The organism is Pseudooceanicola aestuariicola, from assembly GCF_045763785.1.
In the GTDB taxonomy this organism is placed as follows: domain Bacteria; phylum Pseudomonadota; class Alphaproteobacteria; order Rhodobacterales; family Rhodobacteraceae; genus Pseudooceanicola.
Genome location: NZ_JBJGSF010000002.1, coordinates 812,614 through 836,363 on the forward strand (window position 1 = coordinate 812,614; position 23,750 = coordinate 836,363).

The window sequence follows — 23,750 nt, forward strand, 5'->3', positions numbered from 1 at the left end:
GGCTGTTCGTGATTGCGCAAATGCAGGGGGCAGGGCAGGGTTGGCGCATGAACGAACCCCAAGATGCCGCAACCCGCCGCGCCATTGCGCCAGTGATCTGCTACCCGACTGAAACGCTGCCGGCGCCGGATCTGGCGCTGTATTCCCGGGCGCGGGACGGGGCGCGCAAGATCGGCGAATGGGTCGCGCCGCCGCGAGATGCGGTGGCATTCGAAGTGCCCGCAGGGTGTTTTTTCCGGATCACCTGTGTGGATGGACCTCAGGTCGGCGATCTGAACCTCTGGTCCGCTGCCGACCCGTCCGAGAAGTTCTATTCCGGCAAAACGCGCGCGCTGCATGGCACCCATCTGAACACCGGCGACAGGATGTGGAGCAGCTTTCCCGACCTGCGACCCATGGCGACGCTCACAGCGGATACTTTGGAGTGGTATGGTGCAGATGACTTCGGGGGCCGGGTGCACGACGTCATCGGCACACGCTGCGATCCGCATACCCATCACCTTCTGTCCGGGACTGATTACCACCATTGCTGCCATTCCAACCTGACCCGCGCGGCGGTCGGGGCGTTTGGCGTGGATGTCGATCAGGCGGCGATGATGGTGCACGACGTGCTGAACGTCTTCATGTGCACCGGGTTCACCCGCGACACCGGGCAATACTTTATGAAAGCCAGCCCGGTGCGGGCCGGTGATTATCTGGAATTCTTCGCCGAGATTGACCTGATCGGCGCGTTGTCGGCCTGTCCCGGCGGGGATTGCAGCGCCGAGCATTCTTCGGATACGGCGGCCTGTTATCCGCTTTTGATCGAAGCGTTTCAGCCCGCCGACGACGCCTTGGACGGATGGCACAGCCCGCCGCGCAACGGATACTCTGGCACCCACGGGCTTTAGCACTGCAAATCCCGTGACCAATGCCCTGCAGGCCGCTAACCTGACAGTGACCAGCAGGAGGACAGCCCATGCGCCGCGGTTTCGGAGCCCGTTTTCTGATCGTCGGGGTGTTGATCCTGTTGATGTTCATCCCCCTGTTTTTCGTCGCCGAAGTGGTCGGCGACCGCAAACGCCTGTCGCGCGATGTCATCCAAGAGATCGGCCAGACATGGGGCGGGCAGCAGTCCATCGGCGGCCCAAAGCTGACGATCCCGGTGTCAGAAGAGGTCACGCGTGAGTTTACGCGAGACCGGACCGATCCGGATACCGGCCAGACGCTGATCGACCCGGCCACGGGCCAGCCCCTGCGCGATACCGTGCGACGGCAGGTGACCGAAGTCCGGCCCGCGCTTCAGGTTTATCCTGATCGCTTCGACGTGCAGATCACGTCCCAGACCGAGGTGCGCCAGCGCGGCATCTTCTCGGCCCCGGTTTATCGCGCCGATCTGGTGATGGAGTTTGATTTTCCCGCTGAAAGCCTTGCGGCGCTGACGCTGGGGGACGCGACCGTGCATTGGGAAGATGCCCGGCTGACTTTGTTCGTGTCGAACAGCAACGGTCTGCGGCGCGACGCGGTGCTGGAGGGTCCTTCTGGTACGATCCCGATGGAGCCATCGGGAAATCCCGACACGCCCGGCATCATCGCAATGATCGGCGACCCGCGCGAGGGCGGCAGATACCGGATGGAACTGGGGCTGAACGGGGCTGCCTCGCTGATGGTTGCGCCGGTCGGGCGGACCAGCAAGGTCATTATGCGATCGGACTGGCCGCACCCCAGTTTCACGGGCAGCTTCCTCCCTGACCAATCCGAGGTGAACGATCAAGGGTTTGCCGCCGAATGGACCGTGCCACATCTGGCGCGATCCCTGCAGCAGATCAGCCGAAGCGATGTGACACCTTATATGCTGGATCAGATGAGCTTTGGCGTCAGCCTGATCGAGCCGAATGATTTCTACCAAAAAGCCTACCGTGCAGCGCGCTACGGCATTCTTTATATCGCGCTGACCTTCCTGACCGTACTGCTGGTCGATCGCAACCGCGCCACCCCGGTGCATCCGGTGCAATATTTCCTGATCGGTCTGGCGCAGGCGACCTTTGTCCTGCTGATGGTGTCCTACGCCGAGCAGATCGGGTTCGCGCTTGCCTACTTGGTATCGGCTGGGGCGGTGACGGCGCTGCTGACCTTGTTCGGTTGGATCGGATTGGGGCTGGGCCGCAGATCGCTGGTTCTTGGGGCAATGCTGGTTCTGGTCTACGCCGTGCTCTACCTGATCCTGCAAAGCGAGGATTACGCGCTGCTGGCCGGATCGACGCTGGCCTTTGTGGCCATTGCCGCCACGATGTTCGCCACCCGGAACGAGGAATGGTACGGGCCAGAAGGTCAGGGGCTGTTCCGTAAGAAAGAGCCCGCCAAGACACCGGGGACGGCGCCGCCCCCGGCCTGAGGGTCGTCAGGCGAAGGCTGCTTCCAGCGCGATTTCGACCATGTCACCAAAGCTTTTTTCGCGGTCTTCCGACGGTAGGGCCTCGTGTGTTTTCAGGTGGTCCGACACGGTCAGGACAGCCAGCGCCCGGCGGCCATAGCGGGCGGCCAGAGTGTAAAGCTCTGCCGCTTCCATTTCGACCGCCAGGATGCCGTGCCGCTCCATCGCCTCGTCCAGATCGGGACGTTCGGCATAGAAGACATCGGCTGAATAGATGCCGCCGGTGTGGGTGGGGATGCCGCGCGCCTGCGCTGCGACAAAGGCCTTTGCCAGCAGGTCAAAGTTCGCAGTGGGGGCAAAGTTCACTTCTTTGAAGAACCCCAGCGACGGGGTCGAAATCGACGACGCCGACATGGCGAGGATCACGTCGCGGATTTTCACATGCGGCTGCATCGCACCGCAGGATCCGATGCGGATCAGGGTCTGCGCGTCATAATCCTTGATCAGCTCATTGGCGTAGATCGACAGGGACGGCATCCCCATGCCAGAGCCTTGGATCGTGACGCGGTGGCCCTTCCATGTGCCGGTAAAGCCAAGCATCCCACGCACTTCGTTCACCAGTTCGGCGCCGTCCAGAAAGGTCTCGGCGGCCCATTTGGCGCGATACGGATCGCCCGGCATCAAAACGGTTTCGGCGATCTGGCCCTTCTCGGCCCCGATATGGATGGTCATGGCAAACTCCGCTGTCGTTTGCCTGACTATCCGCAGGCCAAGGGCGGTTGTCCATGTTGATCCCACGGAAAAGGGCGGACCTTGCGCAGGCCCGCCCTTTCAACTTGATCATAAATATTCCTTGGGGGAGGCTGAAAGCCGGGGGGCAAAGCCCCCCTAACGCTCAGGCCTTGCCGGCTTCCAGCACGTCTTCGACGGTCCGCAGGCCCGGACGCGGCGATTGCACCAGAACAGCCATGTTGCCCGGCTTGTGTTCGTTGCGCATCATCTTCATGTGCGCCTCGGGGATCTCGTCCCAGGGGAACAGTTCCGACATGCAGGGGTCCAGACGACGCTCCATCATCAGACGGTTGGCCGATGCGGCCTGCTTGAGGTTGGCAAAGTGCGACCCCTGCAGACGCTTCTGGTGCATCCACATGTAGCGCACGTCGAAGGTCGTGTTGAAGCCCGAGGTGCCGGCACAGATCACGACGATACCGCCCTTTTTCACAACCAGAGTCGACACGGGGAAGGTCGCCTCACCGGGGTGTTCGAAGACCATGTCGACGTTCACACCTTTGCCGGTGATGTCCCAGATCGCCTTGCCGAACTTGCGGGCTTCTTTCAGCCATTCGTTGTATTCGGGGCTGTTCACCGTAGGCAGCTGGCCCCAGCAGTTGAAGTCCTTGCGGTTGATGACGCCCTTGGCACCTTGCGCCATGACGAAGTCGCGCTTGGATTCATCGGAAATCACACCGATCGCGTTGGCCCCTGCGGTGGTCGCCAGCTGGATCGCATAGGATCCCAGACCGCCCGACGCACCCCAGACCAGAACGTTCTGACCGGGCTTCAGTTCATGCGGGTGGTGACCGAACAGCATCCGGTACGCGGTGGCCAGCGTCAGCGTGTAGCAGGCGGCCTCTTCCCAAGTCAGGTGCTTGGGACGCGGCATCAGCTGCTGCGCCTGAACGCGGGTGAACTGCGCGAAAGAGCCGTCGCCCGTTTCGTAGCCCCAAATACGCTGGGTCGGAGAGAACATCGGGTCGCCGCCGTTGCATTCTTCGTCGTCGCCGTCGTCCTGGTTGCAGTGGATCACGACCTCGTCGCCCACTTTCCAGTTCTTCACCTTGTCGCCCACGGCCCAGACGATGCCCGAGGCATCGGAACCCGCGATGTGGTAGTCCTGACCATGTACGTCGAAGGGTGAAATCGGCTCACCTTTACCGGCCCAGACGCCGTTGTAGTTCACACCCGCAGCCATCACCAGAACCAGCACTTCGTGGCTGTCGATCTGCCAGGTGTCGACGACCTCTTTCTGGAAAGATTTCGCCGGCTCACCATGACGCTCGCGGCGGATCGCCCAGGCGTACATTTGCTTGGGTACATGGCCCAAGGGCGGCATCTCGCCGATTTCATACAGGTCTTTTTTGGGCGCGTCGTAAGCGGCAATCGCGGAATCGGTATCCAGAGCCATGTGGACCTCCTGAGTTAGATGTTTGCCGCAATGCAGAATCGCGGCGTGAACTTTCGAATATCGGTCACCGCGCAACATTGCAACATCGAACGGTGGTATTTTGTAATTTTATGACCGTGACGTTGTGGCGCAACGGTCGAAACCTTGGTGTTTTGGCCATTTTAGACCTGTTTGGCCGGAAAGACCGGGGCAGATCAGGGTCAATCGGCTAGGATCAGGTTACGCCGCATTGCGGCGAATTGACATCGCCATATTCTTTCCGATAACTATCGCTAGACGTAATTTAATTGCGCGACAGAATCCCGTTGCCACCTGCCGGAGACCCAGATGACCGAGCCTCAGAAAGACCGCCCCTGGCTGTTTCGTACCTATTCGGGCCATTCCACCGCGAAGGCCTCGAACGAGCTCTATCGGGGCAACCTGAAAAAGGGTCAGACGGGTCTGTCCGTGGCCTTCGATTTGCCGACGCAGACCGGATACGACAGTGACCACGTGCTGGCGAAGGGCGAGGTCGGTAAGGTCGGCGTGCCGATCAGCCACCTTGGCGACATGCGCACGCTGTTCGATCAGATCCCGCTGGCCGAGATGAACACCTCGATGACCATCAATGCGACGGCACCTTGGCTGCTGTCGCTCTATATTGCTGTCGCGGAAGAGCAGGGCGCCGATCCTAAAGTGCTTCAGGGCACGGTTCAGAACGACTTGATCAAAGAATACCTGTCCCGCGGCACTTATATCTGCCCGCCCGCGCCGTCGCTGAAGATGATCGCTGACGTGGCCGAGTATTGTTATCGCGAGGTTCCCAAGTGGAACCCCATGAACGTCTGTTCCTATCACCTGCAAGAGGCCGGTGCGACGCCGGAACAAGAGCTTGCCTATGCGCTGGCCACCGGCATGGCGGTTCTGGATGAACTTCGGCCCCGCGTGCCCGCCGAAGATTTCCCGACCGTGGTTGGCCGGATCTCTTTCTTCGTGAACGCGGGTATCCGCTTCGTCACCGAGATGTGCAAGATGCGCGCCTTCGTGGACCTGTGGGATGAGATCTGTGCCGAACGCTATGGCGTAGAAGACCCCAAGTTCCGCCGCTTCCGGTACGGCGTTCAGGTGAACTCTCTGGGCCTGACTGAACAGCAGCCGGAAAATAACGTTTACCGTATCCTTATCGAAATGTTGGCGGTGACCCTGTCGAAAAAGGCGCGCGCCCGCGCCGTGCAGCTTCCCGCGTGGAACGAAGCGCTTGGCCTGCCGCGTCCATGGGATCAGCAGTGGTCGCTGCGGATGCAGCAGATCATGGCCTATGAAACGGACCTTCTGGAATATGGCGACCTGTTCGACGGCAATCCTGCAGTGGATGCCAAGGTCGAAGCGCTGAAAGAAGGTGCGCGGGCCGAGTTGGCGAACCTCGACTCCATGGGCGGGGCCGTTGCGGCCATCGATTATATGAAGTCGCGTCTGGTCGAATCGAACGCAGAGCGCGTGAACCGGATTGAGACTGACAAAACCATCGTCGTCGGCGTGAACAAATGGACCGAGGCCGAGCCTTCGCCCCTGATGGGCGAAGACGGTGGCATCATGACGGTCGATCCGGCGGTCGAGGCCGATCAGGTGGAACGCCTGAACGCTTGGCGGGCCGAACGCGACGAAGAGGCGGTGAAGAAAGCTCTGGCCGATCTGCGTGCGGCTGCGGCGGCAGGCGAAAACTGCATGCCCGCGTCGATCGCGGCGGCCAAGGCTGGTGTGACCACTGGCGAATGGGCCGCGCAGATGCGGGCGGTGCACGGCGAATATCGCGGCCCGACGGGCGTGTCGGCCAGCGTGTCGAACCAGACCGAAGGCTTGGACGATATCCGCGATGCGGTGAACGCGGTCAGCGACAAATTGGGCCGTCGGTTGAAGTTCGTGATCGGCAAGCCAGGCCTCGACGGCCATTCCAATGGCGCCGAACAGATCGCCTTCCGCGCCCGCGATTGCGGCATGGATATCAACTACGACGGTATCCGCCTGACACCCGAAGAGATCGTGACCCGCGCCCAAGAACAAGAAGCCCATGTGGTCGGCCTGTCGATCCTGTCGGGATCGCACCTGCCCTTGGTCGAAGACGTCATGAACCGGATGCGCGAGGCCGGGTTGACCCACATCCCCGTTATCGTCGGCGGCATCATTCCAGAAGACGACGCAAAGCGCCTTTTGGCCATGGGGGTTGCCCGGGTCTACACGCCTAAGGATTTCCAACTGAATGCCATCATGATGGATGTGGTCGATCTGGCCGATCCCAAGGATGTCGCGGCCGAATAGGTCAGACGGGCTTCTGTCCCGCCGCCTGTTGCGGCCCCCGGGATATTTCGGGCAAGAGGATGGACATGGGTTCACCCTCCGAAGGGTCTACCGGCCATATATGGCTTGAGGCTCCAACGGAGGGCATCCCCTTGCGCGACCATCGACGTCCCCGCCTTCAGGATCGCGCAGCATGGTTTTCAATCCCCTAACTTCCTCGTGCTCAGAATATTCTTGGGGGAGAGCGGCCCCGCCGCGCGAGGGTAAAGCCCCCTTTGCGCATCTGGCCTCTGCCGTCGGTTCGCTGTAGCGTCCGCTGCATGAGCTTGCCCTCCGTCACATTCTCTCATGATCAGGCCGACGCCTTTGATCGCATCGCCGAGGCGCTGGCCAGCGAAGGTGTGGACCTAGTTGAGGGCGACACGCGTCCACCGGGCGGCGGCAAGGGGCGCGTGCTGGCCGTGACGGGGAAAGCCGGATCGGGCAAGACCTTGCTGCTGTCTGCAATTTCGCAAGCCGCACAAGAGGCCGGGGTGACGCTGATTTCGGGCGATTATGAGCCGCGCAAGCATAAGGATCGCCGCACGCTGGCGATTCTGGCACCGACGAACAAGGCGGCCTCGGTCCTGCGGTTGCGTGGGGTGCCTGCGACGACGATCCACCGCATCCTTTATACGCCTGTCTATGACCCGGAATACGAAAAGATCGCCGAATGGCTGGCAGGAGAGGGTGATCGCCCAATCATTGAAGGGCTGACCGATGCCGCCTTGGATCGGGCGTTTGAGTTCTATCAGACCAATAAATCCGTGCCGGGCGCGTTGGCGACGGCGGGGTTGCGAGGCTCTGACTTTATAACAGGCTGGAAACGCCGGGACGATCCGTTGGACATCGGTTTGATCGATGAGGCGTCGATGCTGGACGACAAGCAATTCGATGACCTTCGCGAAATCTTTCCCACCCTTTTGCTCTTTGGCGATCCTGCTCAGTTGGCGCCCGTTGGCCAATCGGGGCAGATGGTGTTCGACAGGCTGGCCGCGCCGCAGGTGCTGCATCTGGACCGTGTCCACCGGCAGGACGCGGATAACCCCATTCTCGACCTCGCCCATGCGCTGGCCGATCCGGCGCTGACGTTCGAGGATTTCGAACAGATGATCCGGGACCAGGCGCAGCAGGATGATCGCGTCGTCTGGGCGCAGCGGGTGAATGTAGATCTGATGGCGCGTTCGCCGGTTCTGGTCTGGCGCAATGTCACGCGGATCCGGTTATTGAACGCGTTTCGCAGGGTCCATGACGCGCCCGAAGATGCGCTCTTGCCCGGAGAACCGCTGATCTGTGACGGGCTTGAGCTGCCATTGAAGCATCGTAAGAAGCGGTTGGATCTTGAGGCGCGCGGGCTGATCAAGGGGGCTCAGGTCGTCTATCTGGGCCCCGGATCCAAGCCAGGATTTTCGCGATTGCATGTGGTGGGGGCGGAAAGTCCTCAGGTCTCGGCGGCGTCGATCGTAAAGATCGAAAAACCGGACGAGGAAGAGCCTTTCATCCCCTATGCCGCGCGTATGGGGGCGACCTTTCTGCACGGGGCGGCGGTGACGATCCACAAGGCGCAGGGCTCTCAATGGGACAACGTGCAGGTCTTTGCACCCGATTTATTCGCCGCGGCGCGGGTGGGCCGGTCAGAGGCGGGCCAACCCTTGTGGAAACGGCTGGCCTATGTGGCAATCACGCGGGCTGAAACGCGGTTGCATTGGGTGGTGCGCAACATGCTGTCGCGTCCATCCTATCCGCTAAGCGTTGAAGACCTGCGCGTTGCGCCCGCGCCTTTGGAATTGTCTGCAGATCAGGAGGCCGAGACATGAAAACCATTTTGATCACAGGTGCTAGCGGCGGCATAGGCAAGGCAACGGCTGAGGCGTTTCTGCAGGCGGGTTGGACGGTCGGCTGTCTCGCCCGGCGGAAAGAGGCGTTGGAAGGCGCTTTTGGGGATCAAGCTAACGCCGTGATCCTGCCGGCCGATGTGACGGAGGAAGCGGCTGTCGAAGGGGCTGTCGCGGATTTTGTCGGCAAGACCGGACGCTTGGATGTTTTGTTCAAGAATGCTGGCATGTTTGGTCGGGCGGATACCATAGACGGGATCACTCTGGACGAATGGCGGCAGGTGGTTGACGTGAACCTGACGGGCATGTTCCTTGCTGCGCGCGCCGCGTTTCGACAGATGAAGACGCAATCCCCTCAAGGGGGGCGCATCATCAACAACGGCTCGATCTCGGCCCATGTGCCACGCGAAGGGTCGCTGGCCTATACGGCGACGAAACACGCGGTGACGGGGATGACGCGGACGCTATCGCTGGACGGGCGGGCGTTTGATATCGCGTGTGGGCAGATCGACATCGGGAATGCGCGGACGGATTTGCTACAGGGGATCATCGACGCGAACCCCGATAATCCGCCGCCGTCGATGGATGTATCTCATGCGGCGCAGGCCGTGCTTTCGATGGCGACGCTGCCGGCCGAGGCGAATGTACAGTTCATGACGATCATGGCGACCAAGATGCCCTATATCGGTCGCGGGTGATGGCGGATTTGGGCAACCTGATCGGGCGGCTGCTGATCGCGTTCCTGTTTCTGGGCGGCGCTGTGCAAAAGGTCAGTGATCCAGAGCCCGTTGTCCAGATGATCGCGTCGATTGGCCTGCCCGGTGTGCTGGTCTGGCCGGTGGCCCTGTTCAACTTGCTTGCCGCCATCTGTCTGATCGTTGGCCCGCGCATCCAGATCTGGGCCTTGGTCGGCGCACTCTATTGTCTGTTCACCAGCTACTTTCACTTTCAACTACGCGCCGATCCTTGGCAGGTCACGATCGTGGTCAAGAACTGGGCGATTGCAGGCGGTCTTCTGATCCTCGCTTCACAGGCGCCGCGCCGGTTTTATCTTTGGCGCTAGGGGCTTGCCGCATCTGATCTGCGTCAAAGATCGCCGAATTCGCATGTGTTCTACGGTCTCTGAAACAAGGAGATTGCGACCATGGATTGGACCCAGAAAATCGACAGTACCCGTGACCAGCTGCGCGCGCTTTACAAGGCTGCGCCAGAAGCGTCGAAGGGCTTCGCCGGATTGACCACAGCGGTGAAGGAAAACGGCGTTCTCGAATTCAAAGTCAAGGAATTCGTGGCCCTTGGCATCGCTGTCTCGACCCATTGCGAGGCCTGTATTGCGCTGCACGTCGAAACGCTGATCAAAGCCGGGGCCACGCGGGAAGAAGTGGCCGATGTCTTGGGTATGTCGATCCAGATGGGCGGCGGTCCGGCGATGATGTACGCGGCCAAGGCACTGGAGTGCTTCGACCAATTTGCCGAGCGGCTTGGCTGATCGAAACGTGGGGGCTTTGCCCCCGTCCTGCGGACTCCCCCAGGGATATTTTCATCAAGCTGAAAGGGATTTGTTAACCTTGGCTTGATTGACTGAAGGTGCGGTACAGGCGGGGACGCCGATGACCGCTCAAGGTGAAAGCCCCCTGTTGCACCCCGAAGGCCGGGGCCGGCAGGGGGCCGCACTTTCAGCTTGATCCAAATAATTCCGCCGGAGGCATCTGGCGGCCTTAGCCGCCAGACCATGTTTCGCGTCAAACGTCCTTGCGGATCGTTTCGTTCTTGGGGTCATAGGGGCTGTCTTCGGTGATTTCAGCATCCCAGAGCTGGTCGAACATCTTGACCTTAAGCTTGGTGCCCGGCACCGCCAGATCGGGGGTGACATAGCCCATGCCGATGGATTTGCCGAAAGCGACCGAATAACCACCCGAGGTCAGACGACCAACTTTGGTGTCGCCATTGTACAGCGCCTCGCGGCCCCAGGGGTCCGCATCGTCGGGGCCGTCGATCAGCAGGGTGACGCATTTGGCGCGGATGCCGGTCTTCTCCATCGCGTCCTTGCCGTGGAAGTCTTTCGACATGTCGATGAAGCGGGGCAGGTCGGCTTCGGCCGGGGTCGCGTCGCGGCCTAGTTCGGTGCCGAACGCGCGATAGGATTTCTCCTGACGCAGCCAGTTTTGTGCGCGGCCACCGACCAGCTTCAGGCCATGCGGTTCGCCCGCCGCCATCAGCTGATCCCACAGGTAGTTCTGCATTTCGATCGGGTGATGCAGTTCCCAGCCCAATTCGCCGGTATAGGCGACGCGGATCGCACGGACAGGGCACATGCCAAGTTCGATGTTGCGCATCGACAGCCATGGGAAACGCTTGTTCGACAGGGCCGTTTCGGGCTCTGCGTCGCGGATCAGCGCGCCCAGCACGTCGCGGGTTTTCGGGCCCGCGATGGCAAAGACGCCCCATTGCGTCGTCACGTCGTGGCAGGACATGTAGCCGAATTCGGGGATCTTATCTTCGATCGCCTTCATCAGATAGTCGCTGTCATAGGCCGTCCATGCCCCGGCAGAGACGAGGTAATATTCATCCTCGGCCAGACGCACGATGGTGTATTCGGTGCGCGTGGTGCCCGCAGAGGTCAGCGCGTAGGTCAGGTTGATGCGACCAACCTTGGGCAGCTTGTTGCAGGTGAACCAATCGAGGAACGCGGTCGCGCCGGGGCCTTTCAGCAGGTGCTTGGTAAAGGCGGTCGCGTCGATCAGGCCGACGCCTTCGCGGATCGCCTTCGCCTCTTCCACCGCATATTGCCACCAGCCACCACGGCGGAAGCTGCGCGATGCGTGATCATCGAAGCCTTCGGGCGCGTAGTAGTTGGGGCGGTCCCAACCGTTGATCTGACCAAATTGCGCGCCCGCTGCTTTCTGGCGGTCGTAAGCCGGAGAGGTCCGCAGGGCGCGGGCGGCTTCGCGTTCTTCATCGGGGTGGTGCAGAATGAAGACGTGTTCGTAGGCTTCTTCGTTCTTGGCGATCGCATAGTCGGTCGTCATCCAAGAGCCGTAGCGCTTGGGGTCGAGCGACGCCATGTCGATCTCGGCCTCTCCTTCGACCATCATCTGAGCAAGGTAGTAGCCGGTGCCGCCCGCGGCGGTGATGCCGAAGCTAAAGCCTTCGGCCAGCCACATGTTGCGCAGGCCGGGGGCCGGGCCGATCAGCGGGTTGCCGTCGGGGGTGTAGCAGATAGGGCCGTTGAAATCGTCTTTCAGACCGACCTCTTCCGAGGACGGCAGACGGTGGATCATCGACATGTATTCTTCTTCGATCCGCTCCAGATCCAGCGGGAACAGGTCGGCGCGGAAGCTATCGGGCACACCATAGGCAAAGCGGGCCGGGGCGTTACGTTCGTACGGGCCAAGGATCCAGCCGCCGCGTTCTTCGCGGACGTACCATTTGGCGTCGGCGTCGCGCAGAACCGGGTGCTCGGCCCCGCCGTTTTGGCGGTATTCGACCAGCGCCGGATCGGGTTCGGTCACGATGAACTGGTGTTCGACCGGGATGGCGGGCATCTTAATACCCAGCAGTTTCGCCGTGCGTTGTGCGTGGTTACCGGTCGCGGTGACCACGTGTTCGGCGGTGATGACCTGCTGTTCTTCGGACGGCACAAGGTTGCCGCCTTTTTCGACCATCTTGGTAATGGTGACACGCCATTCGGACCCGGTCCATTCGTAGCCGTCGACCTGCCATTTGCGTTCGATCATCACGCCGCGCTGACGGGCCCCCTTGGCCATGGCCATGGTGACGTCGGCGGGGTTAATATAGCCATCGGTGGGGTGATAGATCGCGCCCTTCAGGTCTTCGGTGCGGACCAGCGGCCAACGCTCCTTGATCTGGTTGGGGGTCATCCATTCATAGGGCACTTCGGCGGTTTCGGCGGTGGACGCGTAGAGCATGTATTCGTCCATACGCTCTTGCGTCTGGGCCATGCGCAGGTTGCCGACGATCGAAAAGCCTGCGTTCAGGCCGGTTTCGGCCTCAAGCGACTTGTAGAATTCGACCGAGTATTTGTGGATGTGGGTCGTCGCGTAGGACATGTTGAACAGCGGCAGCAGACCGGCGGCGTGCCAAGTCGACCCGGACGTCAGTTCGTCCCGTTCCAGCAGCATCACATCTTCCCAGCCCGCCCGAGCCAAGTGATACGCGATGGAGGTGCCGATAGCGCCACCCCCGACAACAAGTGCTTTGACGTGCGATTTCATGGACGCGCCCTTTCTTGATCTTGGACCGGTTTAGCAGGCGGCGCGGGGCGCGCTTTGTCCAGCCGACATATTGGTGCCTGAAACCGACCTCTTGTCGCTATTCGCCGTAAGCGATGCCTTCGCGCCGGGGGTCCGCACCACCCTGCAGCCCCTGTTTGGTTATGGCGATGCCATGCAAGCCGCTGTTCAGCCCGCGAATTTGCGTCTCGAACCCCCTTGCCTGCAGTTGCGTCGCAAGGGATTCGGCATCTGGCCCTGTTTCGATGTCATAGGTGCCGAACCGGTTAACCGCATGGGGCAGGGCGATGGCCTGCTGGATGTCGTGGCCTTCGACCAGATGCCGCCAGATGGTTTCCGCGACATATCCGATGATCCGACTGCCGCCCGGAGAGCCTATGACAAGCACGGGCTTGCCGTCCTTCAGCACGATTGTCGGAGCCATGGAAGACCGCGGGCGCTTGCCCGGTTCGACGCGGTTTGCAATCGGCGTACCGTCAATATGAGAGCGGAAGGAAAAATCGGTCAGCTGGTTGTTCAGCAAGAAACCGGCGGCCATCACGCGGCTGCCGAAGGCGTTTTCCACGGACGAGGTCATCGACAGTGCGTTGCCGTATTGATCGACGATGGACATGTGCGTTGTCGATGGAAGGGCGCGTCCCTGATGGTCGGCCCAGTCTATCGCGTGGTCGAATTCTGGCGTGCCGGGGTGGGCGGCTTCGATGGCCTGTGTTTCACTGGCCTCGGCTGCGCGCGTGGACAAATAATCGGGCGCGATCAATCCGGCCTCTGGCACCGGAACATAGTCGCTGTCGGCGATGTAGCGACCCCGGTCGGCAAAAGCGAGGCGCGCGGCATTCCCCAACAGGGTCAGGTCATCCAGATGCTGTTCGGTCCCGACACTTAACGCCGGGTCCGAGGCGATGGCAGACGCCCCCAGATCACCATTTCGGAAAGCGTCTGCCGTGCCCAGAATTTGCGCCACGGTCAGCCCACCCGAAGAAGGTGGGCCCATGCCGCAGACCTCGTACCCTTGGAAAGGCAGGCAGGTCGGGTCGCGATCTTTGATGGTGTAGTTGCGCATATCCCATGGCGTCAGCAGGCCGGGCTGAATCGCATTCGCGACGGCCATGGAGATTTCTTCGGCCAAGGGACCTTCGTAAAATGCCTGCGCACCGCCGGTGGCGAAAGCGCGCAGGGTGTCTGCGTAGGCGGTGTTGATCAGCAGGTCACCCGCGTTGATCGGGTCGCCTTCTGGCAGGAAATAGCCTGCGGTTTTCGGGTGCAGGATCAGGCGGTCCTGATCAAAGCCGACCATCGCGGCAAGGCGGGCAGAGACTTCAAATCCCTGATCTGCGGCGGAAATCGCAGGGGCCAGAAGATCTGGCCATGGCAGGCGGCCCCATCTTTGGTGCACCCCTTCCATCAGCGCAGGCGTGCCGGGAACCCCGACGGACAGACCGCCAACGACCGCCTGGAAAAAGCCCATCGGTTCGCCGCCTTCGGTCTGGAACAGGCGGGGGGTCGCGTCTCTGGGTGCGGTTTCCCGACCGTCCAGCGATGACAGGCGTCCACTTTCCGCATCGAAGTACAATACAAACCCGCCTCCGCCGAGGCCGGATGATTGCGGTTCGACCAATCCTAACATCGCCTGCGCGGCGACCATGGCATCGGCGGCGGTGCCGCCCTGACGCAAGACATCCGCACCCGCCTGCACGGCCATGGGATGGGCGGCAGAGATCATCCAGTTTCGCGCCGTGACGGGGCGGCCTGCCTGCTTGGCTTCTTGCGCCGTACGCAGGGCCGGGTCGGTGATGGGCGCGGACAGGTCTGTCGTCATTTCTGGTGGGATCGCATCCGTGGCCTGTTGCGCGGCGACGGGCAGGGCACAGGCCAGCGAAAGGATCACAGGGGCTAGGCGGAGGGAGAGGCGAGGGGCCAAGAGATTCGTCCTTCGATGATTCCCTGTCATCTTAACCAGAATTGTGATCGCTCACATATTTCACACTGCGGAAATATCTACTGCAAATCGGAATATCGCGGCGTCAGGTCGCGGCGTCACGTCGCTTTTGGCCTGTCCTGTCCGAAAGAGAGACTATATCAAACCCGGGAGCGCCCTCCGGATCCCGGGGGGCTGACGCTATTATCAAGGGAGAGACCGCAGATGAAGGTGCTTGTGCCTGTCAAACGCGTGATCGACTACAACGTGAAAGTCCGGGTCAAAGCGGACGGCAGCGGTGTCGATCTTGCCAACGTCAAAATGTCGATGAACCCCTTCGACGAAATCGCCGTCGAAGAGGCCATCCGCCTGAAAGAAGCCGGGAAAGCCGAAGAGGTTGTCGTGGTTTCCATCGGTGTGAAGCAGGCGCAGGAAACCCTGCGGACTGCTTTGGCCATGGGCGCGGACCGTGCAATCCTGGTGGTTGCTGCGGACGACGTGCACACGGATATCGAACCGCTGGCGGTTGCGAAAATCCTGAAAGGTGTCGTGGACGAAGAACAGCCCGGTCTGGTGATCGCAGGCAAACAGTCCATCGACAACGACATGAACGCCACCGGCCAGATGCTGTCGGCGCTGCTGGGCTGGTCCCAGGCGACCTTCGCGAACGAGCTGGACGTCGACGGCGACAGCGCCGTTGTGAAGCGTGAAGTGGACGGCGGTCTGCAGACCATCAAGGTCAAGATGCCCGCCATCATCACCGCTGACCTTCGTCTGAACGAGCCGCGCTATGCGTCGCTGCCGAACATCATGAAGGCGAAGAAAAAGCCGCTGGATGAGAAGACCGCCGATGATTACGGCGTCGATGTCTCTCCGCGTCTGGAAATCGTCAAGACGTCTGAACCCGAAGCGCGCAGCGCGGGCGAGATGGTCGAAGATGTCGATACGCTTGTGGCGAAACTCAAAGAGAAGGGGATCGTGTAATGTCCGTTCTTCTGCTTGCTGAAATCAATGATGGCGAACTGGCGCTGGACGCCACCGCCAAGGCTGTTGCCGGTGCGAAAGCGCTGGGTGACGTGACCATTCTGGCCGTTGGCGCCAAGGCGAAAGACGCCGCTGGCGAAGCTGCCAAGATCGACGGTGTCGCAAAGGTGCTGGTGGCCGAGGATGACCTGTATGGTCACCGTCTGGCAGAACCTGTTGCCGCGCTGATCGTGTCGCTGGCCGGTGATTATTCGCACATCGTCGCCCCCGCGACGACCGACGCGAAGAACATCATGCCCCGCGTCGCAGCCCTGCTGGAAGTCATGGTTCTGACCGATGTCACCGCCGTGGTTGACGCCGACACGTTCGAGCGTCCGATCTACGCCGGTAACGCGATCCAGACCGTGAAATCCAAGGACGAGAAGAAGGTCATCACCTTCCGGACCTCGACCTTCGATGCGGCTGGTGACGGTGGCTCTGCTTCGGTCGAAGACACCGCAGCGGCTGACAACCCGGGCCTGTCCGAGTGGGTCGAAGACGCGATGGCCGAATCCGACCGTCCGGAACTGACCTCGGCTGGTGTCGTGGTGTCCGGTGGTCGTGGTGTTGGGTCGAAAGAAGACTTCGAGATCATCGAGAAGCTGGCCGACAAGCTGGGTGCTGCCGTTGGTGCATCCCGTGCCGCCGTCGACTCGGGCTATGCCCCGAACGACTGGCAGGTTGGTCAGACCGGTAAAGTCGTCGCGCCCGAGCTGTATGTCGCTGTCGGTATTTCCGGCGCGATCCAGCACCTTGCGGGTATGAAAGACTCCAAGGTCATCGTCGCGATCAACAAAGACGAAGAAGCGCCGATCTTCCAGGTGGCCGACTATGGTCTGGTTGCAGACCTCTTCGACGCGGTCCCGGAACTGACCGAAAAGCTGTAAGGCACAGGCGGGGTAACCCCCGCCCTACGCAAGATATGAAAGGCCCGCCGATTTGGCGGGCCTTTTTCATTCGGCGATTTCATTCGGCGGGGATGGACTGATCTGATTGTGGCACGAAAGGCCGAAGCTTAGTCGCCAGTGCTTCGGCCAGTTCATCGTGACCACGCTGGCTAAGAAGCTGTTCCGCCGCGGCCTTTTCCAGCGGCGCGTGGATCATCCGATCGGTGCCTTCATCCCGCGCCGCCGGACTGACTGGTGCGTCCAAGATGTCATGGACCAGCGGACGCAGGTCTTGGATCATCTGGTCGGTCGGCAGCAGGCCCAAAGCGTCGGGAAGCCCCGTGAGGTTCAGCAGGACGACCGGACCAGACAGGGTCAGGATCAACGCCTTCATCCGCGCGCACCACGCCTGTTGCAACTCTACCTTCAGGATATCGAAACGCTTGGGGTCTATATGATGCAGGTGATGCATCAGATGGCCGGTGAAATGAAACTCTGAAAACTCGACATCGCGGTAGATGGTGCGCAACAGCTCTGCCGCCTGAACAAATCGGTCGTTTCGACGGGGATGAACGCTGAAATACCGATTGGTCAGGTTCTGTATGCTGGTCAGTTGCACGACCGTCGCTTTTGCGTTGCGGCTAAATGCCGTCAGCGTCGGTTCGTTCAGATACAGATCGGGCCCGGTGTTGCAGACACCAAGATTGACCGCCGACAGCCCAAGTTGACGGGCTGTTTGGTTTGGATAGGGCGAGATCACGAATTTCCCGTACGTCTCCGTACCGCCCATGAACAGCACATAGGGCGCGCGAAGGTCCGGCTTGGGACCGCGGAACGAAATTTGCGACGTGCCATAGCGGCACGGCATATAATTGATCGGACGACGCCCGATGTGATCGCAGGTCATGATGCCCACCCATTGTTAACCCCTTGCCTCTAATGCCCGTGATTCCTTACCAAGCCCCTAAATTCGGCATTCGATGCAAATGTCGGGTACTTGCGGCGGCGGCATGGTTTGGTCACTGTAGCGGCAACCAGAGAAGGAGAGCGGGATGGAGATCCGGACAGTTGGCATTATCGGCGCAGGCCAGATGGGGAATGGCATTGCCCATGTCTGCGCGCTGGCGGGCTATGACGTTCTTCTGAACGACATCAATCAGGACGCGCTGGACAAGGCGATGTCGCAGATCGACAAGAACCTAGGCCGTCAGGTCGGGCGTGGCATGGTTTCGGAAGAAGACGCCAAGGCGGGCCGGGACCGGATCAAGACCACGCTGAAATTGCCCGAGCTGGGGCAAAGCGATCTGGTGATCGAAGCCGCGACCGAACGGGAGACGGTGAAAGACGCGATCTTCAAGGACCTCGTCCCGCACCTTAAGCCCGAGACGATCCTGACCTCGAATACATCGTCCATTTCGATCACGCGTCTGGCCAGCCGGACGGATCGGCCGGAAAAGTTCATGGGATTCCACTTTATGAACCCCGTGCCGGTGATGCAGCTGGTCGAGTTGATCCGCGGCATTGCCACGGATGAAGAGACGTATAAAGCCTGTCTGGCGGTCGTCGAAAAGCTGGGCAAGACGGCCTCGTCCGCCGAAGATTTTCCTGCATTCATCGTAAACCGCGTGCTGGTGCCGATGATCAACGAAGCGGTCTATGTGCTGTATGAAGGCGTGGGCAACGTGCGGTCGATCGACGAGGCGATGAAGCTGGGCGCGAACCATCCCATGGGTCCGCTGGAACTGGCGGATTTCATCGGGCTCGACACCTGTCTGGCGATCATGAACGTGCTGCACGACGGGCTGGCGGATACCAAGTATCGCCCCTGTCCGCTGCTGACGAAATACGTCGAAGCGGGCTGGCTGGGTCGCAAGACCGGCAAAGGGTTCTACGACTACCGCGGCGATACGCCGGTGCCGACCCGTTAAATCTGGGATAAATCCGACTTAGAAATCCCGCCGGGCAACAAAGGCAAGGTTGTTGGCGGGCATTTCGACCAAGCTGATCAGGCTCATCCCGCTGGCGTGGATCATGTCGGTGACGTCAAAGTCGTCTTTGTACCCGATCTCTGGGTCTGCGGCGGTCAGGTCCGCGTGGAACTGGCGGTCACCGTCTGACGTCAGCTCTCCGCCGCGCATGAACGGGCCGTAAAGCACGAAGGTGCCGCCGACCTTGAGCGTTTTACCGACCTCGCGGATCAGCGTCTGCGCCTCTGGGGTTGAAATCAGGTGCAGCAGGTTCACCAAAACGATCAAGCCCTGCGGGGGCAGACTGTCTGACCAGCCGGGTTTCGTGGCGTCCAGATACTGCGCGGTCAGGATATTCCCCTCTGGCGCTTCCGCGGCATAAGCGTTGATCGAGGTGATCCGCTCTTCATCCACGTCGGTCGGTTGCCATGTGATCTCCGGATGCCGTTTCGCGTGGTGCAGAATGTGCTGCCCGGTGCCCGAGGCGATTTCCAGCGCGTTTGTGATCGCCTCGCCGTCGATGACCTGTGCCACGAGGTCGGAAATCGCGGTGATGTTGCGCAGGGCGGCGGGCATGATCAGCCGGCCGTCCGACGTCTTTTCCGTCACCGAGGCGGTCGGGGGCAGGGTGCGTTCCGTCATTTGGCGAACCTTTTGGGATCAAGGGCCCTGACCGTGCCGTCCGGCAGATCAGATGGCAAGCCTTGGATGATCGCGGCGCATAGCTGTGCCGCAGCCGGGGCCGTCTGAAAGCCATAGCCGCCTTGTCCCGCCAGCCAGACAAACTCTGGCTGGGCTGCGTCGCGCCCGATTACCAGCGCCCGATCCGGTGCGAAGGTGCGCAATCCGGCCCATGTGGTTGTCAGACGCGTGACCTCCATCGTGGTCATGTCTTGGAACCGGGCGAGGCCCTCAGCGATCACCATATCGTCGGCCCAAGCATCCATCGGGGCACTTGGGTCTTCTTCCGAAGGCGAGACGATCAGCTGGCCCGCGTCGGGTTTCGCGTACCATTCCTCTTTGACCGCATCAGTGAAGGGCCAATTCGTCGGGTCCATACCATCGGGCAGGGGAATGCGTGCCATGGACCTGCGGAAAGGGGTCAGCCCGATCGGGGCTATCCCTGCTAGCGCCGCGATGTCATCCGCCCAAGCGCCTGCGGCGTTGATGATGGTCTGCGCCTGGAAGACCCCTTTGGAGGTCGTGACCTGCCATTTGTGATCGCGGGTGATGGCGGTGACGCGCGCACCCGTCAGAACCTCCGCCCCGTGCGCGCGGGCCGTTTTCCGGGCGGCTTGGATCAGCAGGTCGGTGTCCAGATCGCTTGTATCGCCCCGGATCGCGGTCAGGGGGGCTTTGGCCGGATCAAGGATCGGCCAGAGGGCTTGTGCGTCTTGGGGGCTGATCTGCTCCATCCCGAAGCTGTCTTTTTCAGTGTCGAAGGCATCGGCGTCGTCGGCCCCGGCGACCAGCAGGATGGGACGCGGCGACAGAACGCCTGTGGCTTTGTGGTGGGGTTCGCTTGCTTCGTTCAGCGCGCGCACCGTGGCGTTGCCATAAGATGACAGAAACATCGCGGCCGAGCGGCCAGAGGCGTGATAGGCAAGATGGTCTTCGGCCTCCACCACCGTGACATGTGCGTGGGGGGCAAGGGCTGCAGCGGCGCTAAGGCCCGCAACACCACCGCCAATGATCAGGATATCGGTTGAATTCATGGGCCTATCGAAACGGGAATTGCCGGACAGGGTCAAGGGCTGCCCGACGGCCTGCCCTATCCGATATCCCGCGACGAAAAACGGGCGCGAGTTTCCCCGCGCCCGTCTGATGCGAAACGTTTCCCGGTTTACTGCGGGATTTCGCCTTCGATGCCTTCGACGTAGAAGTTCATGCCAGCCAGCGTACCGTCATCGGCAGTTTCGCCTTCGGCCAGCCAGTCAGAGCCGTCCTGCTTTTTCAGCGGGCCGGTGAAGGCGTGGTATTCGCCGGATGCCAGCGACTCTTTAAGCGCCAGCGCCTCTTCCTTCACGTCCGCCGGAACGGCGTCCGAGATCTCGCCGATTTCAACCATGCCTGCGCCGATACCGTCCCAGGTGCTGGTGGATTCCCAAGTGCCATCCATGACGGCCTGGGTCCGGGCGATGTAGTAGGGGGCCCAGTTGTCGATGATCGAGGATACACGCGGCTTGGGCGCATATTCCGACATGTCGGAAGCCTGACCAAAGGTGATCACGTTGCCCGCTTCCTGTGCTGCGGCCTGAGGCGCGGTGGAGTCGGTGTGCTGCAGGATCACGTCCGCGCCCTGTTCGATCAGAACCTTTGCGGCGTCAGCTTCTTTCGCGGGATCGAACCAAGTGAAGGCCCAGACGATCTTGAACTCCACATCCGGGTTCACCTTCTTGGCGTGGATGTAGGCCGAGTTGATGCCACGGATAACTTCGGGGATCGGGTAGGACCCGATGTAGCCGATGATGTTCGATTCAGTCATGTGACCCGCGATGGTGCCCTGAACCGCGCGGCCTTCGTAGAAGCGTGCGGAATAGACGGACACGTTATCGGCGGTCTTGTAGCCGGTCGCGTGTTCGAACTTCACATCGGGGAACTTGGCCGCGACGTTGATCGTCGGGTCCATGTAGCCGAAGGAGGTGGTGAAGATCAGGTCAGCGCCGTCCAGCGCCATCTGGGTCATGACGCGTTCGCTGTCCGGGCCTTCGGGCACGGATTCGACGAACACGGTTTCGACCTTGTCGCCAAAGTGCTCTTCGACAGCCTGACGACCTTTGTCGTGTTCATAGGTCCAGCCGCCGTCGCCGACGGGGCCGACGTAGACAAAGCCGACCTTGGTTTTTTCGCTATGGCTTTCTGCCGCGACGCCGGTGGCGACGAGGCTCAGGGCCATGGCGGCCCCGGTCATCAATGCGCGTTTCGTAAGTTTCATGATTTTCCCTTTCAGACTTTTCTTTGGGTTTGAGGTTACTGCCATTAGTGCGTCGCGTGGAAGACACGACCCAGAGAGGCAGGCGCACGCGATTTATCGGCGGACATGATGACCAGCACGATAATGGTGATGATGTATGGCGACATCGACAGATACTCGACCGGGATGGCGATCCCAGCCGCCTGCAGGTTCAACTGCAGCACCGTGACGCCGCCAAATAGATACGCGCCCAGCAGAACGCGCCATGGTTTCCAGCTGGCGAAAACGACCAGGGCAAGGGCAATCCAGCCGATGCCAGCCGTCATGCCTTCGGTCCATTGCGGAACGCGGACAAGGCTGATGTAGGCCCCGCCAAGGCCCGCCATGGCCCCGCCAAAGGCGATGGCCATCACGCGGATGCGCACGACCTTGTAGCCAAGCGCATGGGCCGCATCGTGGTTTTCGCCGACTGCGCGCAGAACCAGCCCGGCGCGAGTGTATTTCAGGAACGCCCAGACCGCAGCGACCAGCGCCAAGCCCAAATAGACCATCAGATCGTGGCCGAAAATGATCCGGCCTATGACCGGCAGATCGGTCAGCACGGGAATATCGATCCGGGGGGTCGAAGGTGGTTTGATCCCCTGATAGCCCTGCCCCAGTAGGGACGACAGTCCAAGACCGAAGAGCGTCAGTGCCAGCCCCGAGGCGACCTGATTGGCTAGTGCGAATTGGGTCAGGAAGGCAAACAGCAACGACAACAAAGCCCCGCCGCCCGCCGCCGCGATAAAGCCCAAAGTTGGCGATCCGGTTTGGACCGCAATGGCAAAGCCGCAGATGGCGCCGGTGATCATCATCCCCTCGACACCAAGGTTCAGCACGCCTGCGCGTTCGACGATCAACTCGCCAATGGCGGCGATCATCACGGCGGTCGCCGCGACCATGAGCGAGGCGATCAGAAGGACGGGATTGATGGCTGACAGGTCCATTACGCGGCCTCTCCCTGACCAAATCGAATGCGGTAAGACGTCAGAACATCCACCGCCAGAAGGAAGAACAGCAGCATGCCCTGGAACATCTGAATGGCGGCCGCCGGAAGACCCAGACCCGATTGCGCAATTTCCCCACCGATGTAGGTCAGCGCCATCAACAGACCTGCCAGCAGGATGCCCACTGGGTGCAACCGTCCAAGGAAGGCCACGATGATCGCGGTGAAGCCGTAACCGGTGTTGAAGTCGATCGAGACCTGGCCGGCTGGGCCCGACACTTCGAACATCCCCGCCAGACCGGCGAAGGCGCCCGAGATGCCAAGGCAGAAGAGGATCAGACGCGAAGGGGATACGCCCGCGAACTTGGCCGCGCGTGGGGCTTCACCCGTCAGGCGGATGTGATAGCCCAGCTGGTGCCGTGACAGCAGGATATAGGCGAAGATCACTGCGATAAACGCCGCGGCCACGCCCCAGTGCATGCCGGTACCCGCGATGATTTCCGCATTATGCGCCGACGGGTATTGTTGCAGGTTGCGCGACCCGGGAAAGCCAAAGCCTTCGGGGTTTTTCAGCAATCCCAACGACATGGAGGCCAGCAATTGCTCGGCCACATAGACCAGCATCAGCGACACGAGGATTTCGTTGGTCCCGAACCTGACCTTCAGAATGCCCGGGATCAGCGCCCAGACCATGCCGCCCAAAGCGCCTGCAAGGATCATCAGCGGGAAGATGAACCAGCCCTCCATGGGATAGAAGGCCAGCGCCACGCCCGCGCCGCAGATCGTGCCAAGGATGTACTGCCCCTCAGCCCCGATGTTCCAGATACCGGCCCGGAACCCAAGGCTCAGGCCAATCGCAATCAGGATCAGCGGCCCGCCTTTCACCAGCAGTTGCGGGCGGTAATAGAACGCATGCTGCCCGAACAGCGGATCCCAGAAAATCGTCCGGATGGAGACGAAGGGGTCCTTGCCAAGGGCGGCAAACAGCAACCCGCCAAAGATCATCGTCGCCACAACCGCCAGAATCGGCGTGGCCCATGCAAAGACGGTCGAAGGCTGGCGCCGCTTCTCCAGATGGATCATCGCGCACCCTCCGCCGTCAAGGGCCGACGACCCT

The 23,750-nt window shown here is 61.2% G+C and carries 20 protein-coding genes; 10 read left to right on the forward strand and 10 right to left on the reverse strand.

The window, feature by feature from the left end:
* The first annotated feature begins 47 nt into the window (after positions 1 to 47).
* Positions 48 to 890, forward strand: a complete 843-nt coding sequence (locus tag ACI3GR_RS11980) for an urea carboxylase-associated family protein (RefSeq protein WP_407494771.1) — start codon at positions 48 to 50, stop codon at positions 888 to 890.
* 68 nt (positions 891 to 958) lie between these two features.
* Positions 959 to 2,374, forward strand: coding sequence for a cell envelope integrity protein CreD (creD, locus tag ACI3GR_RS11985; RefSeq protein WP_407494772.1), 1,416 nt, complete (start codon positions 959 to 961; stop codon positions 2,372 to 2,374).
* A 6-nt stretch (positions 2,375 to 2,380) separates the two neighbouring features.
* On the opposite strand, the gene deoD is transcribed toward creD, so the two are convergent.
* A complete protein-coding gene (deoD, locus tag ACI3GR_RS11990; RefSeq protein ID WP_407494773.1) occupies positions 2,381 to 3,085 on the reverse strand; it encodes a purine-nucleoside phosphorylase in 705 nt (234 codons plus the stop codon).
* A 163-nt stretch (positions 3,086 to 3,248) separates the two neighbouring features.
* Entirely contained in the window at positions 3,249 to 4,538 is a 1,290-nt protein-coding gene (gene ccrA / locus ACI3GR_RS11995; RefSeq protein ID WP_407494775.1) for a crotonyl-CoA carboxylase/reductase, read from the reverse strand.
* Positions 4,539 to 4,865: 327 nt separating this feature from the next.
* Here ccrA and ACI3GR_RS12000 point away from each other — a divergent pair, with 327 nt between their 5' ends.
* From ACI3GR_RS12000 to ACI3GR_RS12020, 5 genes are all read left to right on the forward strand, one after another.
* Positions 4,866 to 6,833 carry a protein meaA gene (locus ACI3GR_RS12000; RefSeq protein WP_407494776.1) on the forward strand — a complete coding sequence of 656 codons (1,968 nt, stop codon included), beginning with the start codon at positions 4,866 to 4,868 and terminating at the stop codon, positions 6,831 to 6,833.
* A 299-nt stretch (positions 6,834 to 7,132) separates the two neighbouring features.
* On the forward strand, positions 7,133 to 8,668 hold the full coding sequence (locus ACI3GR_RS12005) for an ATP-dependent DNA helicase (RefSeq protein WP_407494778.1): 1,536 nt from the start codon (positions 7,133 to 7,135) through the stop codon (positions 8,666 to 8,668).
* Complete coding sequence (locus tag ACI3GR_RS12010) at positions 8,665 to 9,384, forward strand: SDR family oxidoreductase (protein ID WP_407494780.1); 720 nt, start codon at positions 8,665 to 8,667, stop codon at positions 9,382 to 9,384. Before ACI3GR_RS12005 ends, ACI3GR_RS12010 begins: the two co-directional genes overlap by 4 nt.
* Entirely contained in the window at positions 9,384 to 9,749 is a 366-nt protein-coding gene (locus ACI3GR_RS12015; RefSeq protein WP_407494781.1) for a DoxX family protein, read from the forward strand. Before ACI3GR_RS12010 ends, ACI3GR_RS12015 begins: the two co-directional genes overlap by 1 nt.
* An 81-nt stretch (positions 9,750 to 9,830) precedes the next feature.
* On the forward strand, positions 9,831 to 10,175 hold the full coding sequence (locus tag ACI3GR_RS12020; protein ID WP_407494782.1) for a carboxymuconolactone decarboxylase family protein: 345 nt from the start codon (positions 9,831 to 9,833) through the stop codon (positions 10,173 to 10,175).
* Positions 10,176 to 10,428: 253 nt separating this feature from the next.
* Here the strand turns inward: ACI3GR_RS12020 and ACI3GR_RS12025 are convergent, their stop codons facing one another.
* Both ACI3GR_RS12025 and ggt read right to left on the reverse strand, forming a co-directional pair.
* Positions 10,429 to 12,921, reverse strand: a complete 2,493-nt coding sequence (locus ACI3GR_RS12025; RefSeq protein ID WP_407494784.1) for a GcvT family protein — start codon at positions 12,919 to 12,921, stop codon at positions 10,429 to 10,431.
* 97 nt (positions 12,922 to 13,018) lie between these two features.
* Complete coding sequence (ggt, locus tag ACI3GR_RS12030) at positions 13,019 to 14,860, reverse strand: gamma-glutamyltransferase (protein WP_407494786.1); 1,842 nt, start codon at positions 14,858 to 14,860, stop codon at positions 13,019 to 13,021.
* Positions 14,861 to 15,082: 222 nt separating this feature from the next.
* Here ggt and ACI3GR_RS12035 point away from each other — a divergent pair, with 222 nt between their 5' ends.
* On the forward strand, positions 15,083 to 15,841 hold the full coding sequence (locus tag ACI3GR_RS12035; protein WP_407494788.1) for an electron transfer flavoprotein subunit beta/FixA family protein: 759 nt from the start codon (positions 15,083 to 15,085) through the stop codon (positions 15,839 to 15,841).
* Positions 15,841 to 16,767, forward strand: a complete 927-nt coding sequence (locus ACI3GR_RS12040; RefSeq protein ID WP_407494789.1) for an electron transfer flavoprotein subunit alpha/FixB family protein — start codon at positions 15,841 to 15,843, stop codon at positions 16,765 to 16,767. The genes ACI3GR_RS12035 and ACI3GR_RS12040 overlap by 1 nt, the downstream gene beginning before the upstream one ends.
* Positions 16,768 to 16,846: 79 nt before the next feature.
* Here ACI3GR_RS12040 and ACI3GR_RS12045 read toward each other — a convergent pair whose 3' ends face one another.
* Positions 16,847 to 17,674, reverse strand: a complete 828-nt coding sequence (locus ACI3GR_RS12045) for a DUF6473 family protein (RefSeq protein ID WP_407494790.1) — start codon at positions 17,672 to 17,674, stop codon at positions 16,847 to 16,849.
* A 145-nt stretch (positions 17,675 to 17,819) separates the two neighbouring features.
* Between ACI3GR_RS12045 and ACI3GR_RS12050 the strand changes: the two genes are divergently transcribed.
* On the forward strand, positions 17,820 to 18,695 hold the full coding sequence (locus ACI3GR_RS12050; protein ID WP_407494792.1) for a 3-hydroxybutyryl-CoA dehydrogenase: 876 nt from the start codon (positions 17,820 to 17,822) through the stop codon (positions 18,693 to 18,695).
* 18 nt (positions 18,696 to 18,713) lie between these two features.
* Here ACI3GR_RS12050 and ACI3GR_RS12055 read toward each other — a convergent pair whose 3' ends face one another.
* The 5 genes from ACI3GR_RS12055 to ACI3GR_RS12075 form a co-directional block, all read right to left on the reverse strand.
* Complete coding sequence (locus ACI3GR_RS12055; RefSeq protein WP_407494793.1) at positions 18,714 to 19,376, reverse strand: DUF938 domain-containing protein; 663 nt, start codon at positions 19,374 to 19,376, stop codon at positions 18,714 to 18,716.
* Positions 19,373 to 20,449: an NAD(P)/FAD-dependent oxidoreductase gene (locus ACI3GR_RS12060; RefSeq protein WP_407494795.1), complete on the reverse strand. Its 1,077-nt coding sequence runs from the start codon at positions 20,447 to 20,449 to the stop codon at positions 19,373 to 19,375. The genes ACI3GR_RS12055 and ACI3GR_RS12060 overlap by 4 nt, the downstream gene beginning before the upstream one ends.
* 128 nt (positions 20,450 to 20,577) lie before the next feature.
* Positions 20,578 to 21,669, reverse strand: a complete 1,092-nt coding sequence (locus ACI3GR_RS12065) for a BMP family ABC transporter substrate-binding protein (RefSeq protein WP_407494797.1) — start codon at positions 21,667 to 21,669, stop codon at positions 20,578 to 20,580.
* A 44-nt stretch (positions 21,670 to 21,713) separates the two neighbouring features.
* Positions 21,714 to 22,634, reverse strand: a complete 921-nt coding sequence (locus ACI3GR_RS12070) for an ABC transporter permease (RefSeq protein ID WP_407494799.1) — start codon at positions 22,632 to 22,634, stop codon at positions 21,714 to 21,716.
* Positions 22,634 to 23,716 (reverse strand): ABC transporter permease, encoded by a 1,083-nt coding sequence (locus ACI3GR_RS12075; RefSeq protein ID WP_407494801.1) that lies wholly within the window; start codon positions 23,714 to 23,716, stop codon positions 22,634 to 22,636. Before ACI3GR_RS12075 ends, ACI3GR_RS12070 begins: the two co-directional genes overlap by 1 nt.
* Positions 23,717 to 23,750 lie beyond the last annotated feature (34 nt).

Excerpts from the sequence above, each read along its gene's own strand:
- ACI3GR_RS11980 (WP_407494771.1), top strand. The coding sequence starts at position 48 with ATGAACGAACCCCAAGATGCCGCAACCCGCCGCGCCATTGCGCCAGTG.
- ACI3GR_RS12015 (WP_407494781.1), top strand. The coding sequence starts at position 9,384 with ATGGCGGATTTGGGCAACCTGATCGGGCGGCTGCTGATCGCGTTCCTG.
- ACI3GR_RS12050 (WP_407494792.1), top strand. The coding sequence starts at position 17,820 with ATGGAGATCCGGACAGTTGGCATTATCGGCGCAGGCCAGATGGGGAAT.
- ACI3GR_RS12020 (WP_407494782.1), top strand. The coding sequence starts at position 9,831 with ATGGATTGGACCCAGAAAATCGACAGTACCCGTGACCAGCTGCGCGCG.
- ACI3GR_RS12035 (WP_407494788.1), top strand. The coding sequence starts at position 15,083 with ATGAAGGTGCTTGTGCCTGTCAAACGCGTGATCGACTACAACGTGAAA.
- ccrA (WP_407494775.1), bottom strand. The coding sequence starts at position 4,538 with ATGGCTCTGGATACCGATTCCGCGATTGCCGCTTACGACGCGCCCAAA.
- ACI3GR_RS12070 (WP_407494799.1), bottom strand. The coding sequence starts at position 22,634 with ATGGACCTGTCAGCCATCAATCCCGTCCTTCTGATCGCCTCGCTCATG.
- ACI3GR_RS12065 (WP_407494797.1), bottom strand. The coding sequence starts at position 21,669 with ATGAAACTTACGAAACGCGCATTGATGACCGGGGCCGCCATGGCCCTG.
- deoD (WP_407494773.1), bottom strand. The coding sequence starts at position 3,085 with ATGACCATCCATATCGGGGCCGAGAAGGGCCAGATCGCCGAAACCGTT.
- ACI3GR_RS12010 (WP_407494780.1), top strand. The coding sequence starts at position 8,665 with ATGAAAACCATTTTGATCACAGGTGCTAGCGGCGGCATAGGCAAGGCA.
- ACI3GR_RS12075 (WP_407494801.1), bottom strand. The coding sequence starts at position 23,716 with ATGATCCATCTGGAGAAGCGGCGCCAGCCTTCGACCGTCTTTGCATGG.
- ACI3GR_RS12055 (WP_407494793.1), bottom strand. The coding sequence starts at position 19,376 with ATGACGGAACGCACCCTGCCCCCGACCGCCTCGGTGACGGAAAAGACG.
- ACI3GR_RS12060 (WP_407494795.1), bottom strand. The coding sequence starts at position 20,449 with ATGAATTCAACCGATATCCTGATCATTGGCGGTGGTGTTGCGGGCCTT.
- ACI3GR_RS12005 (WP_407494778.1), top strand. The coding sequence starts at position 7,133 with ATGAGCTTGCCCTCCGTCACATTCTCTCATGATCAGGCCGACGCCTTT.
- ACI3GR_RS12045 (WP_407494790.1), bottom strand. The coding sequence starts at position 17,674 with ATGACCTGCGATCACATCGGGCGTCGTCCGATCAATTATATGCCGTGC.
- ACI3GR_RS12000 (WP_407494776.1), top strand. The coding sequence starts at position 4,866 with ATGACCGAGCCTCAGAAAGACCGCCCCTGGCTGTTTCGTACCTATTCG.
- ACI3GR_RS12025 (WP_407494784.1), bottom strand. The coding sequence starts at position 12,921 with ATGAAATCGCACGTCAAAGCACTTGTTGTCGGGGGTGGCGCTATCGGC.
- ACI3GR_RS12040 (WP_407494789.1), top strand. The coding sequence starts at position 15,841 with ATGTCCGTTCTTCTGCTTGCTGAAATCAATGATGGCGAACTGGCGCTG.
- creD (WP_407494772.1), top strand. The coding sequence starts at position 959 with ATGCGCCGCGGTTTCGGAGCCCGTTTTCTGATCGTCGGGGTGTTGATC.